16 protein-coding genes are annotated in these 14934 nt (G+C 65.9%); all 16 read right to left on the bottom strand.

Annotation, left to right across the window (positions count from 1 at the left end; genetic code table 11):
- Positions 1–17: 17 nt before the first annotated feature.
- Entirely contained in the window at positions 18–599 is a 582-nt protein-coding gene (locus tag BM118_RS09820) for a transglycosylase SLT domain-containing protein (protein ID WP_092184678.1), read from the bottom strand.
- Positions 550–1884: a flagellar hook-length control protein FliK gene (gene fliK / locus BM118_RS09815; RefSeq protein ID WP_092184676.1), complete on the bottom strand. Its 1335-nt coding sequence runs from the start codon at positions 1882–1884 to the stop codon at positions 550–552. The genes BM118_RS09820 and fliK overlap by 50 nt, the downstream gene beginning before the upstream one ends.
- A complete protein-coding gene (locus tag BM118_RS09810; protein WP_092184674.1) occupies positions 1881–3074 on the bottom strand; it encodes a chemotaxis protein in 1194 nt (397 codons plus the stop codon). Before BM118_RS09810 ends, fliK begins: the two co-directional genes overlap by 4 nt.
- A complete protein-coding gene (locus BM118_RS09805) occupies positions 3071–4396 on the bottom strand; it encodes a MotB family protein (RefSeq protein WP_092186115.1) in 1326 nt (441 codons plus the stop codon). The genes BM118_RS09810 and BM118_RS09805 overlap by 4 nt, the downstream gene beginning before the upstream one ends.
- A gap of 9 nt (positions 4397–4405) precedes the next feature.
- A complete protein-coding gene (locus BM118_RS09800; RefSeq protein ID WP_092184672.1) occupies positions 4406–5107 on the bottom strand; it encodes a hypothetical protein in 702 nt (233 codons plus the stop codon).
- Entirely contained in the window at positions 5104–6729 is a 1626-nt protein-coding gene (gene fliF, locus BM118_RS09795; protein ID WP_177234168.1) for a flagellar basal-body MS-ring/collar protein FliF, read from the bottom strand. The genes BM118_RS09800 and fliF overlap by 4 nt, the downstream gene beginning before the upstream one ends.
- Before the next feature lie 297 nt (positions 6730–7026).
- On the bottom strand, positions 7027–7968 hold the full coding sequence (locus tag BM118_RS09790; protein WP_092184668.1) for a flagellin N-terminal helical domain-containing protein: 942 nt from the start codon (positions 7966–7968) through the stop codon (positions 7027–7029).
- A 271-nt stretch (positions 7969–8239) separates the two neighbouring features.
- The gene (locus BM118_RS09785; RefSeq protein ID WP_092184666.1) at positions 8240–9181 is read right to left on the bottom strand and encodes a flagellin N-terminal helical domain-containing protein; all 942 of its coding nucleotides are present in this window, start codon (positions 9179–9181) and stop codon (positions 8240–8242) included.
- A 240-nt stretch (positions 9182–9421) separates the two neighbouring features.
- Entirely contained in the window at positions 9422–10162 is a 741-nt protein-coding gene (gene fliP, locus BM118_RS09780; RefSeq protein WP_092184664.1) for a flagellar type III secretion system pore protein FliP, read from the bottom strand.
- The gene (locus BM118_RS09775; protein ID WP_092184661.1) at positions 10159–10602 is read right to left on the bottom strand and encodes a flagellar basal body-associated FliL family protein; all 444 of its coding nucleotides are present in this window, start codon (positions 10600–10602) and stop codon (positions 10159–10161) included. The genes fliP and BM118_RS09775 overlap by 4 nt, the downstream gene beginning before the upstream one ends.
- Before the next feature lie 42 nt (positions 10603–10644).
- Complete coding sequence (gene flgH / locus BM118_RS09770; RefSeq protein WP_092184659.1) at positions 10645–11340, bottom strand: flagellar basal body L-ring protein FlgH; 696 nt, start codon at positions 11338–11340, stop codon at positions 10645–10647.
- Positions 11341–12114, bottom strand: coding sequence for a MotE family protein (locus BM118_RS09765; RefSeq protein WP_177234167.1), 774 nt, complete (start codon positions 12112–12114; stop codon positions 11341–11343). It lies immediately after the preceding gene.
- Positions 12115–12181: 67 nt separating this feature from the next.
- A complete protein-coding gene (flgI, locus tag BM118_RS09760) occupies positions 12182–13312 on the bottom strand; it encodes a flagellar basal body P-ring protein FlgI (protein WP_092184655.1) in 1131 nt (376 codons plus the stop codon).
- A complete protein-coding gene (flgA, locus tag BM118_RS09755) occupies positions 13309–13785 on the bottom strand; it encodes a flagellar basal body P-ring formation chaperone FlgA (protein ID WP_177234166.1) in 477 nt (158 codons plus the stop codon). Before flgA ends, flgI begins: the two co-directional genes overlap by 4 nt.
- 13 nt (positions 13786–13798) lie before the next feature.
- Entirely contained in the window at positions 13799–14587 is a 789-nt protein-coding gene (gene flgG, locus BM118_RS09750; RefSeq protein WP_092184651.1) for a flagellar basal-body rod protein FlgG, read from the bottom strand.
- Between the two features lie 17 nt (positions 14588–14604).
- Positions 14605–14934, bottom strand: coding sequence for a flagellar hook-basal body complex protein FliE (locus BM118_RS09745; protein ID WP_092184649.1), 330 nt, complete (start codon positions 14932–14934; stop codon positions 14605–14607).

Genomic DNA, 14934 nt, shown 5'->3' with positions numbered 1-14934 from the left:
TGCACAACTTCATGTTGTCAGGTTGTCTTCGGCTGACAGAAGGAGCGCGCCTTGTCGGTCCACGCGCCGAAGCCGCTCGAGACGAGATGGGCGACGATGTGACAGACATAGCGCTTCTGCGCCGGCTGGTTGTTCGGGCCTGCGTTGTAGCGGGCGACCGCCATGGTCCAGCTTCCCTCGCGCTGCTTCAGTTCTTTCAGGAAGCGCGCGGCGTAGTCGACGTTCCGGACAGGATCGAACATCGCCCGCACCGAGGCGAATTTGTCGCCGTGATAATAGTGGTTGATCTGCATGCAGCCGAGGTCGATCAGCTTGATGCCCTTGCTTCGCATCGCCTCGAAATTCGCGATCGCGTCGTTCATGTCCTTGGCGAACACGGTCTGGCCGTCGGCGCCGAGCGCGTAAGGATGGAGCGCGCCGCGCCGTCCGGTCTCGGTGAGGCCGACCGCATAGAGAATGCCGAGCGGAATGCCGTGCTGCTGGGCCGCACGCGCCATCTCGCGCTCGCAGGGGCGCGCGCTGTCGGCGGCCGCCTCGGCGGCGCCCGCGTTACAGATAAACAGGGCCGCGACGAATCTGCGGCGCCACGTCCTGGTCATGACGCGTCTCCTGGTTGGACTGGCGCTCCTGCCGGGCCTGTCTCGCATCGCCGTCCGATTGTCCCGACGACGTGCCGGCGCCGTCGAACGAGCCTTGCGACTGTGACGAGGGCTGTTGCTGGCCCGAGAGCTGCGGCTGCGACTGGCCGGAGCCGCTCTGGAATCCGTCCAGCGAGCCGTGCTGGACGGGGGCGACGTCGGCGACGTAGCCGGCCGACTGCATCAGTTCGCGGATCGAGTCGCGCTGCTGATCCAGCATCTGGCTCGTGTCCTTGCGCTCGGCCGCGAGATGGATGGAGACCTCCGAGCCGACGAGGCGGAGACGCACGGTGACATTGCCGAGCGCCGGCGGCTCGAGGTTGACGGTCAGGATCTTGAGCGGCTGGTCCGGTGCATTGGTCTGGGCTCCGGCGAGATCGGCGGCTGCGGACGCCGCCGGTGCCGAGGATTCCTTCAGCTCGGCGACCACCGCATTGGCGACCTGTTGCGGCGCGTTGAACTGCGCCGGGGGCAGATGGGTCTCCTGCTGGACCACGGTGACCTTGGTCGCCTCGGGCAATGCCTCCCGGGCCGAGGCCTTGACCGCGCGTTCGACATTGGCCGTGACGGCCTCGAAGCCCGGCGTCGCGGGCATTGCCTTTGACGAACTCTCGTTGCCCTGCGGCGCGGCGGCCGCCGCCTGCGAAGCCGCGGCCTGTGAGCGCGTGCCTGTCGGACCGGCAGAGGGCGGCGCGGACTCGGCGGCGGCAACCTTCGCCATGCCCGCAGCCTGAACCTCGCCCTTCGCCGTGGAGGAGCGCTCGTCGCGCGCCGACGCGTCCTTCCTGTCCCCCGCCGGCGACTGCACCTGCAGCTTCACGGCCGGCACGGCGGCGAGCTCCTGTCCGACGATCGCGGGAATGCTCGGCCGGCTCGAAACGTCCGCCTTCGCGGCCTGGTCGGCCGGACTTTGCGTCTCCGACGACTGGTCGGTGTTCTGGTCGGACGACTTGTGACTGGACTTGGTCTCGTCGGCCGCCTCGGTGCGTTCGTGCACCGCATCGTCCTTCTCGGCCGAATGCACCAGGTGCGTGCGCAACGTTCCGGCCTTCACGGTCGTATCGCCGCCCTCGTCTTTGAGCGCCCGCTTGGCCAGGTTCGAGACGGTGTGGAGCAGATCGTTGAACGATGAATCCGCCTGCGATTTCGTCCCGGCGCCCTTCGCCGAGCGCGACGTCCCGCGCATATTGAGGCTCTCGGCGAGCCCCGAAAAAACCTGTCCGGCGGTTCCGCTGAGCTTGGTCATGGGCGGCGATCCCTGGTGAGATGTTCGAGTTCGCCGAGCTCCTTCCGCGCACGCGCGAGAGTCGCCGTCGATGAGGCGAGATCGAGACGCGCCGGCGTGGCCGGAGGCTTGTCGGCGGTGGCGGCAGATCCGCCCGCGAACGGTTTGCGGACGTCGAGCGCGAGCTGGAGCGTTGCATTCAGCAGGGGAAGGTCGCGCTCGGGCAGCTTCGACCGGTCAAACGCCTTCAGCTCGGCGAGGCCGCCGTCATATTCGTCGGTGAGCACCCGCGAGGCGCCACGGAAGAAATGCGCACGCTCGCGCTCCGCCGAGGCATCGGCGCTGAGCGCCAGCGCCCGCTCGCCGGCGAGCCGGGTCACGGCCATCCGTCCACGCACCATGGCACTGCGCGCGATGACGAGATAAAGCTTGAGGCGGCTACTGCGATCGATCTGCTCCAGCATGGTGACGATCCGCGCAAAGCGGCGCTCGTCGAGAGCGAGGCTCGATTGCGTCAGGCCGGTGGAGAAGCGCTGCCAGAAATCGCCGGCATAGATCGAGTTGCGGTAATGGCGGATATAGGCCAGCGTCAGGAACTCGAACTTGTCGAAATCCTCGGCCTGCCCGACCAGCAGGATCTCGCGCCGCAGCGCCGCCTCCTCCACCAGCGTGCCAGGCAGGAGCAGGCGCGCGTCGTCCAGACGCTCGATCGCGAGCGAGGCCTCGGTGCGTGCGAACAGCGCGCCCTGGACCAGCGCGACCTGTCCGCCCAGACCCGACGGAATCGTCCTGGGCTTGACGTCCTTGAGCAGCTCGCGCGCTTCGTCCTGTCGGCCCTCGACATAGGCGAGCGCGCCGTCGAACAGCCGTCCGTCGACGTTCATCTTGTCGCGCGGCAGCTTGCGGACCAGTTGCGGGGCGCCGCCGCTGAGCAGGTAGATGACGACGGCCTGGCTGTTCTGCGGATTGCTCCACACGCTCGCATCGGCGGCGAGAAATTTCTCGCCGATCTGCCGGATCAGCGCGATGTGGCCGCCATGCGCCGCGGTGTCGCCGTTGGCGATGCCGTCCTGCACGGCCTGCAACGCGCGCACGAGCTCATAGGGTTCACCCGATGTCGACGCCGGAGCCGGCGCCGGATCGGCCAGCGCGCGCGCCGCCGCGAACGGCAGCAGCACCAGCAGGGCGGCACGGAGGAGCGGCCTGATCAAGGGCGCTTCTCCCGGATCAGGATCTCGATCCGGCGATTCTGCGCGGCCGCCGGGTCGTTCGGAAGTTTCGGCCGCCGGTCGGCGTAGCCTTCGACGTGCTCGATCCGCTGCGCATCGACGCCGGAGCGGACCAGCATGTAATAGGCCATCTGCGCACGCGCGGTCGACAGCCGCCAGTTGTCGTAAGTTTCCGACTTGTACGGCCGATTGTCGGTGTGGCCGCGGACGATGATCATGCCCTGGCGTTTCATCAGCAGCGGCCCGATCTTGTCGATCACGCGGATGAGCTCGGGCCGCGGTTCGGCCGAGCCGACCGCGAACATGCCGAAGCTCGCATCGTCGGTCAGGCTGACCAGCAGACCTTCCTCGACCTGACGCACCTCGGCCACCGGTCCCGCGCCCGCCTTGATGTCGGACAGCGCATCCGCGATCGCGGACTGAAGCTGCTTGACGGTCGGCTGCTGCGTTTGCGCGGCGTCGCGCGGTTCGGAATCCTTCGGCGTATCGCCGGGACGCCCTTGCGCAGTGGCACCGGCCTGAGCACCCGGCTGGGCATTCGCCTGCGCGCTGCCGTCGCGCGAGGTCTGCGACGGCGCGGGCCCCGGCGGCAGCAGCGGCGACAGGGTTGCCGACGACGCATCGGCGTTCGGTGCCACGCTTCCGCCGGCATCATCCGCCTTGGCACGGCGCGGCTGCGGCTCGCCCTGGCCCGTCCCGGTCGCGTTGTCGCGCGCGGACGCATTCGGCTTGGGCTCGCTCTCGATGAAGCGATCCGAATCCTTGGACGCCTGCGGCGCCAGCTTCCAATAGCCGGGATCAAAGGGATCGCGGTAGGCGTCGCCGCCCTTGAGGCCGTCCTCTTCCGCGGACGTCAGCGCGCCGGCGCGGCGCTGGCCCGAGGCCTGGTTCGCGCTATTGGCGATCTCGGCAAGCGTCGCATAGGGATCGCGGAACAGCACCTTCTCTTCGTAGAAGGGCGGTTTCTCGGCGGTCGGGGAGTCACCGCGCCGCTCCTCGCTCGGCCCAGCCGGCTGACGCCTGCCGTCCTGGCCTTCGAACGAAGTCGGCTCCTTCTTGGAGAGATCCTTGAGACCCTTCGGGGCGGGTGCGTTCTCCGCGAGCTTGATCGGGTTGAAATAGCTCGCGACCACCTGCTTCTGGTCCTGGTTGAGCGCGTTGAGCAGCCACATGACCAGAAAGAACGCCATCATCGCGGTCATGAAGTCCGCATAGGCGATCTTCCACACCCCACCGTGATGCGCCTCCTCGGCGAAGGCGCTGCGCCGGCGGACGATCACGAGCTCTTGCTTGACCTCTTCCACCATGGCGGACTACCGGCGTGCCTCGTTCAGGCGCTCGCTCCAGGCCGCGATCTTCGTCTCGATCACGGTCTGGTCGGCGACGACGCGGACCTCGAGAGTCTCGGCCGCCTCGTACTCGATGCCCGTTCGCCGGGCCGTCTCGAGCTGCGTCTTCACCAGGTCAAGCAATTCGCTCGGGCCGGTGATCTTGAACACCGGCACCGGCGAATTGCCGGTCAGCGCCGCGATTTGCTCGACCAGCGACCCGATCGCCTTGTCGCGGACCGCATCGGCGAGGAACGGCAGCAATATTCGGGCAACGGAGCTCGCAATGTTGGTCTCGATCTCGCGGCAAGCCGCCTCGAAGCCACTCACGATCGCGACCGCCTGCTGGTCGGACCATTTGGCCCGCTCCTCGCCGAGCCGGATCGCGCTGCGCACCCGTTCCTCGGCGACCCTGGCATCGCCTTCCGCAACGCCGGCGGCATGGCCGCGCCGATACGCATCATCAAGGAGATTGACCGGCGGGGCTTCCGTCGCGGGCGCCGGAGGCGGCGACTGAAGCTGCGGCTGCGAATGGGCCTGAGGCTGCGGTTGAGGTTGCGGCTCGCGCCGGGCCTCCTTCGGCCTGGTCAGCACGTCCTGGATCTTGGGCGGCGGAGGCGGCGGCGGCGACTTGACCCGGCCGCTCGCGTCGAACTGCGTCAGGAGTTTTCCGATTGCCGCGTTCATGCCGCCTCCTCACGTCGCATCCAGTCTTTAAGGATCGCTGCTGCCTGCATCTGATCGAGCCGGACGATCTGCTCCAGCCGCTTCTGCGGCGTGCGCTGCATCTTGCCTTCGAGGTCCTCGACGAGGTTGAGCTCGGGGTCCTGACTCTCGGCCAATGCAAGCGCCGTGGCTGCTTCAAGCTCGGCGGCCTCCGCCGCCTCGGTCTGCTCCTGCGCCGCGCGGTGGGTCAGGATGCCGTTGACCGCGGGGCGAAGGCCGAACCAGACCAGCATCGAAGCCACGGCCAGGATCGTCACCGCGTTGATGACGCTGCCGAGCTGCTTGTTGATCATCTCGACGAAGCTGATCGGCGGCACCGGCGCGAGCTCGCGCGAGCCTTCGATGAAGTCGACGGCCGTGACCTGAATCTGGTCGCCGCGCTGCTTGTCCAGTCCGCCGGCGGTTGCCGCGAGCTGGCTGATCTCAGCGAGCTTGCTATCGACGATGGCCTGGTTGCTCTTGTCGCCGAGATCGGCGACGAGGCGCGCGCGGTTGACCAGCACCGCGATGAAGAGCTTCTTGACCGAATAGCCGTCGCTCACCGTCGTCGTGGTCTTGGACGACACCTCGAAGTTGGTGACGTCCTCGCGGCGGGTCTTGTCTTCGCTGGAATTCTTGGTACCGCCGCCGTTGACCTGCTGATCGGGAAGGTTCTGCTGCACCGTGGTCGGCGTCGAACGGTCCGCGTTCTGCGACGACTCCTTCTCGCGCACGTTACGGACGGAACGCTCGGCGCGGCTCTCCGGATCGTAGACGGTCTCGTTGACCTGCCGCTTGTCGGTGGAGAGCTGCGGCGCGACGCTGACCTCGAAATTGTCGAGACCCAGATACGGCGTCAGCGCCTTGCGGATGTTCTCCTGCACCATCCCGCCGACCGTCTTCTGGAGGCTCGCCATCTTGGTCGGCGCAGCGGTGGCTTCGTCCTCCTCGGCCAGCAGCATCGAACCGTCGGCATCCAGCACCGTCACCTTGTCACGGCTCATGCCGGGGATGGCGGCCGCGACGAGATGACGGATCGACTGCGCCGTGCGCGCCTCGATCGCGCCGTCGGTGCGCAGCACGACCGACGCCGAAGGCGGCTGTTGCGTCGCGCGGAACGAGCCGCGCACCGGCATCACGATATGCACCCGCGCCGCCTTCACGCCCTTCATCAACTGCACCGTGCGCGCGATCTCGCCTTCGAGCGCGCGCAGCTTCGTGACTTCCTGCATGAACGAGGTCAGGCCGAGCGAGCCGATCTTGTCGAACAGCTCGTAACCGGAATTGGCGCTGGTCGGCAGCCCCTTCTCGGCGAGCAGCATCCGCGCCTGCATGGTCTGGCTCGGGCGCACCGAGACCGCGTCTCCGGCCGTATTGACGTCGAAGGCAATATTCTGTTCGCGCAGCGCCGCGCCCATGCGCGTCACGTCTTCGCGGGAGAGGCCGGTATAGAGCGTCTCGAATTCAGGCCGGCTCAGATAATAGGCGCCGCCGACGACGGTAACGAGAACGGCAAAGCCGATCAGTCCCAAGGCCATCAGGCGTCGCGGCCCAAGCTCCAGCAGATTGTTGAGCAGTTGCTGTATCTGCGCACGACTGAGCATATGACCTCGTACCAATGCGAACATATGGGACACTCCGCTGCCAACCTTGTCTGAAGGTTGCGCGAGAACGCGAATGTGTCAGTTCGCAGGCGAGGCGTTGCAATTTTACAGTGACGCAATCACGGGTATCGGCAACAGGCGCACGGCCGGACGCATCGCAGCGCGATCGGCTACGGCGTGTTGCTTAAAAATCTGGCGTCGGGAGATCGATTGCGGGCACATCTTGTGCCGCCATATCCGCCGTTCATGGCGGAGACCGTGCTCCCGAGGGAGCACGGTCGTTTTTGAAGCCGCGACTTAGCGGAACAGCGTCAGGATGCTCTGGCTGTTCTGGTTGGCGATCGAGAGCGCCTGCACACCGAGCTGCTGCTGGGTCTGGAGGGCTTGCAGGCGCGTCGATTCCGCATTCATGTCGGCGTCGACGAGCTGGCCGACACCGCGGTCCACGGAGTCCATCAAGGTCTTGACGAATTCCGTGTTGGTCGCGATGCGGTTCTTGACGGCACCGAGATTGGCGGCGGCCGAGGCCACCGAGTTGATCGCGGTGGTGACCTGCGTGATATAGCTATCGAGCTTGGTCTGGTCAGTCGCCGAGTCGGTCAGCGCACCGATGCTGATCGTGTCGATCGACGCGCCGGTTGAGCCGCCGACCACCGTATCCAGGAGGCCGGTCTTGGTTGCGCCGCCGGTGGTGTAGAGCGCGTAATTGGCGGTCGTCACCGTGATGGAGCCGATGGTGGGCGTACCGCCGACGCGCGAGTACGACGACACGAGGTTGAAGCTCGTCGGCGTGGCCGTGGACGAGGTCGAGGTGTCGATGCTCAGCCAGTTGATTCCGTTGAACGTCGCCGAGTTGGCCTTGAGCTTCATGTCCTGCTGGATCTGGGTGATGTCAGCCTGGATCTTGGTGCGGTCGATACCCGCGGTCTTGGCTTCGACCAGCAGCGCCTGGAGCTTGGTCAGGCCGGAGCTGCTGTCGCCGATGACCGAGGTCAGGGCGGTATATTCGGTGTCGACGGTCGCGGCCGACAGACCGAGCGAGTCGGAGACCGCGGAAAGCGCGGCGTTGTCGGAGCGCATCGAGGTTGCGATCGACCAGTAGGCAGCGTTGTCCGAAGCGGTCGAGACGCGCTGGCCGGTCGAGATCCGGTTCTGCGTGGTCGCGAGCTGCGTGCTGACGTTGCGGAGGGTCTGCAGCGCGGTCATTGCAGACGAGTTGGTAAGCAGACTTGAACCCATTTTGATGTCCCTTTGAAGATTGAATTGAGTTTTGGGGACATACCGGGCTTGCACCGGTACGACAGGGCGGCGTCATGCCTTTGGGCCGCGGAAATGCGGATGAGGAGCCCAATCTGTCGTAGCAGAGAGGTTACCCGCCGAAGCTTGTGCGAGGCTTGTGGCTCTGTGACCCGGCCGCAACAGCGGGGCAGGATCATGGCGCGGCGTCACGCCAGACAAAAAAGGGCCGCGCTTCGCGAGAAGCGCGGCCCTCCCCCAGATGAGTTGAGGTTTAGCGGAACAGCGACAGGATGCTCTGGCTGCTGTTGTTGGCGATCGAAAGCGCCTGCACGCCGAGCTGCTGCTGGACCTGAAGGGCCGCCAGGCGGGTGGACTCCTGGTTCATGTCGGCGTCGACGAGCTGGCCGACACCGCGGTCCACGGAGTCCATCAGGGTCTTGACGAATTCCGTGTTGGTCGAGATGCGGTTCTTGACGGCACCGAGATTGGCGGCGGCCGAGGCCACCGAGTTGATCGCAGTGGTGACCTGCGCGATGTAGCCATCGAGCTTGGTCTGGTCAGCCGCCGAGTCGGTCAGCGAGCCGATGCTGATCGTGTCGATCGACGCGCCGGTCGAGCCGCCGACCACCGTATCCAGGATGCCGGTGGCGGTCGAGCCGCCGGTGGTGTAGAGCGCGTAATTGGCGGTCGTCACAGTGATGGAGCCGATGGTGGGCGTACCGCCGACACGCGAGTACGACGACACGAGGCTGAAGCTCGTCGGCGTAGCGGTGGACGACGAGGCCGTGGTGTCGATGCTCAGCCAGTTGATCCCGTTGAAGGTCGCCGCGTTGGCCGTCGACTTCATCTGCTGCTGGATCTGGGTGACGTCGGCCTGGATCTTGGAGCGGTCGATACCGGCGGTCTTGGCTTCGACCAGCAGCGCCTGGAGCTTGGTCAGGCCGGAGTCCTTGTCGCCGATGACCGTGTTCAGAGCGGTATATTCGGTGTCGACGGTCGCGGCCGACAGACCGAGCGAGTCGGAGACGGCGGAGAGCGCGGCGTTGTCGGAGCGCATCGAGGTTGCGATCGACCAGTAGGCAGCGTTGTCCGAAGCAGTCGACACGCGCTGACCGGTGGAGATGCGGGTCTGCGTGCTGGAAAGTTGCGAGCTGACAGACCGCAGGGTCTGGAGCGCGGTCATGGCGGTCGAGTTCGTAAGCAGGCTTGACATTGCGAATGTCCCTTTATGTACGCGTTACATTTTCACGAGGGGACATACCGGACTTGCACCGGTACGGAGGGGCGGCATCATGCCTTTGGACTGATGTGGGTGGGGTCCAACCCGCCGTGACGCATTGCTAGCACGTCGAATCTTGCCCGCGGATTAAGATCCGCTTGAATTCCGCTGCAATATCATATGGTTAATATTACCCTCCGCTAACCATAACCGGCCAGCCGACGATCGCGGCTCTTACGAGAACGACCGCACCAGTCCGGAGGCCAGCAGATTCCAGCCGTCGATCAGCACGAAGAACAGCATCTTGAACGGCAGCGCGAGGATCGTCGGCGGCATCATCATCATGCCCATCGACATGGTCAGCGTCGCCACGATCATGTCGATGACGAGGAACGGCAGCATGATGAGGAATCCGATCTCGAACGAGCGCCTGAGCTCGGAGATCATGAAGGCCGGAATGATGACGCGCAAATCGATGCGCTTGTCGTCGAACTTCTTGCGGAAGCTCTCCGCGGCGAGCGCCTCGAAGGTCTGGAGGTCCTTGTCGCGGACGTGAGCCAGCATGAACTCGCGGAACGGATCGGTGATCTTCAGATAAGCCTCTTCCTCCGAGATCTCGTTCTTCATGAGAGGCTGGACGCCGGTCTCCCAGGCGCGGTCGAAGGTCGGCGCCATCACGTAGAACGTCATGAACAGCGCGAGGCTGACCAGCACCAGATTGGCCGGCGTGGTCTGGAGGCCGAGGCCGGAGCGCAGGAACGACAGCGCCACCGCAAACCGCGTGAAGCTCGTCACCATGATGAGCAGTCCCGGCGCCACCGACAGCACCGTGATCAGCGCCATCAGCTGGATGATGCGGCCGCTGGTCGAGCCGTTTCCGGGCGGCAGCAGCGAGGTGAGGTCCGGAATCTGGGCGAACGCCATCTCGGGCAGCACGGCCAGAATCAACGCGAGCAGCAGGACTCTCAATTTCACTGGATCACCAACGTCTCAATGATCAATTCGCGCACCTTGCCCGAAGAGCGGACATTGGCGCGTTCGGCGAGGTCATCGCGCAAATGCTGGAGCCCGCGCGATCCCTCGAACTGCGCGACCGAGGCCGATCGCAGATAGGTGACGATGTCCTCGCTGATATGGGCGGCCAGGATGCCGGCGTCCTCGTCGCTCATGCTCTCGGTCACCATGGAGGCCTCGACACGGGCCCAGTTGTTGGCCGGCGCGCCGAGATTGGTCACGATCGGGGATAGTTTTCGAAGCCGCGCGCTGCCGGTGTAGCTCGACGCAAGCGGCGGCGGCGTGGCGCTCTTCTTCGCGTCGGCGACGCGTTCGGCGGCCGCAAACAGATGCAGGCCGGCAAGGGCACCGGCACCGATCGCAACCAGGGTCAGCGCCACAATGGCGGCAATCAGGCGCATGACGTCCCCTGCCCTTGCGACGCGGCCCGGCCGGCGCGAACCTCAGAACGGTGCCACGGCGTCATAGATCCGATGTCCCCATCCAGGCTGCTGCACGTCCGACAGATTTCCGCGACCACCGTAGGATACGCGCGCCTCCGCGATCTTCTCGTAGGAGATCGTGTTGGTTCGCGAGATATCGCGCGGACGCACGATGCCGCCGACATTGAGCACGCGCATCTCGGTGTTGACGCGGAATTCCTGCGAGCCGCTGATCATCATATTGCCGTTCGGCAACACGTCGGTGACGATCGCGGCGATGGACAGCTTGATGTCCTCGGTGCGGTCGATCTGGCCGTTGCCCTTGATCTGGGTGTTGGTGCTGAGGTTGGCGGTGGCCTGGCCCTTGTCGGCCCATCCTGCGACGTCCATCAGCCAGTCGAGCCCGAACTTGATCTGCGAATCGCGCGAGCGGTCGGTCTTGTTGTCGAGCTTGGCCTTGTCCTGCATCGAGATGATCACCGTCACGACGTCGCCGGTGCGCCTGGCACGGGGATCGCGGTAGAGATCAGTGCCGTCGTCCCAGGTCGAGCGATAGCTGACCGGCGTGCGCATGCGCGGCGTCACCGGGATCGGGTCGGCCTGCGTCCTCAGGCCGCTCCCGACCGGCGACAAACGCGGACCGGTCAGGACTTCCGCCGGATCACCGACGCATCCGGCAAGCATCAAGAGCGGCAGGATGAGGATCAGATTCTTCATCTATTTGGTCTTTCCGTCATCCACGCGGCGCATTCCGCCGAGCAGGTCGGCGAGGTGCGCGGCGCGCGCCGTATCCATCTCGTTGAAGATCGCGCTCGAGCTCCTCGGGCTGAGCTTGGCGAGCACGGCGGCGGCGGTCTCGTCCGCCATGCCGGCGATCTGGGTGGCGGCGGCATCCGGCTTCATGCGCGAATAGATCTCGACGACCTGCGCCTCGGCCTTCTTCAGGAAGTCGTCGCGCAGCGCCATCCACTTCTCGTATTCGGCGCGTTTGGCCTCGACCTCGGCGATGCGCTCGCGGAGCTGGTTCTCGGCCTTCTCCAGCTCCTTGAGCTGCCAGGCCAATCTCGCATCGACGGCGGGATCAGCCACGTTGCTGCAGAACAGGGCGATCTCGTTGTCCGCGTTCGCGGCGGCCTGCGGCGGTGCAGGCTTTGGCGGCGCCGTGACACTGCCGGGCTTGGCCGGACGTACGGGCGCGGGTGTAGGCGCCGGCGCCGCTGCCGGTGCAGCCGTCTCGGAAGCCGGCACCGCGCCGGTGGTCGCCGGTCCGGTATCTTCGGCCGCCCACGCCGTCGCCCGCATGGACGCGTTGTCGCCCGGGATCGGCGTACGCGGCTTCTGCGGTCCGGGCGCCCGCGCGCGCGCGAAGGAGAGCAGGTTGAGCGGCTTCGACGACTTGTCCTCGTCCAGCGCCAGCACGGGCGAGGCGCCCGCGAGCGCCGCGGCCGCGACCAGGAGGAGGAGTTTGGCTTTGTGATCCAGCTTCAGCATCGGGCCGCGTGCGATTCTCGGTCGAGACCTCAGCATTGAGCGACCAAGCTTGCACGACGCTTATGCGTCATTGGACGATGACATCGGCCTGGAGCGCGCCGGCCGTCTTGATCGCCTGGAGGATCGCGATGATGCCTGATGGCTTGAGGCCGATCTGGTTCAGCCCGCGCACCAGGCGCTGGAGATCGACGCCGCTCAGGATCGCCACCTGCGATCCGGCCTCGTTGGCCTCGACCACGGTCTGCGGAACGACCACGGTCTGCCCGCGCGAGAACGGCGCCGGCTGCGACACCACGGGCATCTCCGTGACGCGGACCGTCAGATTGCCGTGCGTCACCGCAACCGTCGATATCCGCACGTCCCGTCCGATCACCACCGTGCCGGTGCGCTCGTTGATCACCACCCGCGCCGGCGTGTCCGGCTCGACCGTCAGCTCGCCGATTTCGGCGAGGAAGCGGACCGGACCGATATGGCGCGGCTTCGACAAGACGATGGTGCGGTAGTCGCGCTCGAAGGCGATCTGCGCGCGATAGCGGCCGCCGGCGAAGCGGTTGATCGCGTCGAGGATGCGCGTTGCGGTGACGAAGTCCGGGTTCTTGAGCTCCAGCACCAAGAATTCCATCTCATGGAGGCTTCCCTGCACCTCACGCTCGACCAGCGCGCCGTTCGGAATGCGGCCCGCGGTGGGGGTGCCCTGGCTGACGTTCTGCGCCTGCCCCCCCACGCTGTAGCCGGCGACCGTGACCGCGCCTTGTGCCACCGCATAGACCGCGCCGTCCGCCGCGCGCAGCGACGTCATCACCAGCGTGCCGCCGAGCAGCGAGGTCGCATCGCCGAGCGACGACACCGTCACGTCCATCCGCTCGCCCGCCCCGATCGAAGGTTGCAGGTCCGCGGTCACCATCACGGCCGCGACGTTGCGCGTGCGCAGGGTGGTCGGACGCGCGGGGTTGGTGGTGCTCGTGGTCTCGTTCCTGACATTGATGCCCATGTTCTCGAGCATCGATTGCAGGGACTGCTCCGTGAACGGAGCATTGCGAAGCGTGTCGCCGGTGCCGTTCAGACCGATGACGAGGCCATAGCCGACGATCTGGTTTTCGCGCAATCCCTTGATGTCCGCGATGTCCTTGATGCGGACGGCGGCCTGGGCGCTGGCGGCGGAAACGATAAGGACGAGCGCAAGCAGGAGCCTGGTCATGATCCGTCCACGACTTTGACGGTGCCGTCCGGCTGGACGACGCCCCTGATGATCACGCCGGTGTCGGTGTTTCGTACTGGAATCAGCGCGCCGGCGGCGCCCGACTGCATCGCCGAGCCGTAGGTGACGATCGACAGGCCGCTGTCTTCGACGACGACCTTGACCATGGCGCCGCGGGCGACGGTCCAGGGATCTTCCACAGAGTTGGTCGGGATGGGCTGGCCCGGCAGCAGCGCGCGCCGGGCCATGCGGCCGACCAGGACCTGTCGTCCTTCGATGAACATGGCGACGCCGAGCAGGTTCGGCGCGAAGGCGCGCTCCGTGATCATGTCGTCCCGGATCAGCTCGCCGGCGCGGATCGACACGGCCGGCACGGGAAGCCGCTTCTCCTCGGCCACAGCGACGCGCGCCGAGACGAGAACCAGCAGCACGGCGGCCAACCCGCGCACGATCAGGCCCACCCTGTTCAACATGGACACACCGGAACTAGCGAAGGCCCTTCGATACGGTCGAGGCCATTTCATCCGAGGCCTGAATGACCTTGGCGTTCATTTCGTAGGCGCGCTGCGCCGATATCAGCTCGGTGATTTCCTTGACGGGATCGACGTTCGAGGCTTCGAGATAGCGCTGGTTGATCTTGCCGTAGCCGGCATCGCCCGGCAATCCGACGACCGGCGTGCCGGACGCCGTGGTCTCGCGATAGAGATTGCTGCCCAGCGGCTCGAGGCCCGCCTCGTTGGCGAAGTTGGCGAGGTTGAGCTGGCCGATCTGCCGCGCGTTCACTTCCGTGTCCAGCTTGGCGAACACCTGTCCGGTCTGGTTGACCGTGACCTCGACCGTCCCCTGCGGGACCGTGATTGCGGGATCCAGCAGGTAGCCGTCGGTGGTGACGAGTTGACTGTTGGCGTTGGTGTTGAACGAACCCGCGCGGGTGTATTGCACCTCGTTGTTCGGACCCAGCACCTGGAACCAGCCGCGGCCGTTGATCGCGAGGTCGTAGGGATTGCCGGTCTGGGTGAGCGCGCCCTGGATGTGCAGCTTGCGGATCGCCGCGGACTTGACGCCGAGGCCGAGATTGGCGCCTTCCGGGATCGGCGACGAGCCGTTGACGTTCGCGACGCCCTGCATGCGGTCCATCTGGTAGAACAGATCGGTGAACTCCGCGCGCGCCCGCTTGTACGACGTCGAGTTGATGTTGGCGATGTTGTTGGCGATGACTTCGATATTGGTCTGCTGGGCATTCATGCCCGTGGCCGCAATGGCAAGCGATTTCACAATGTGACTCCTTCAGATCAAATCGACATACGAACGACTTCTTGGTAGGCCTGCACGACCTTGTCGCGAACCGCGACCGCGGTCTGCAAGGCCTGCTCGGCCGACATCAGCGCCTCGACGACGCGCCGCGTCGATTCCTTGCCCTGCATCGCCGAGATCGACGCCGCCTCGCCCGCCTTCAGCGTGCCGATCGCGTCCGATGTCACCTGCTTCATCACCGAATCGAAGCCGACGTCGCCGCCGGACTGGATCGCGGTCGGCGCCGCGGGCGAGATCGCCTGCGTCTCGGTTACGCGGCTCGCCGCCTGGCCTGCGGAGATCGCCGTGGACGAAATTGCCTCAAGCAT

This window comes from Bradyrhizobium sp. cf659 (assembly GCF_900113725.1).
Lineage (GTDB): Bacteria > Pseudomonadota > Alphaproteobacteria > Rhizobiales > Xanthobacteraceae > Bradyrhizobium.
This window is presented reverse-complemented; position numbering and strand designations above follow the sequence as displayed.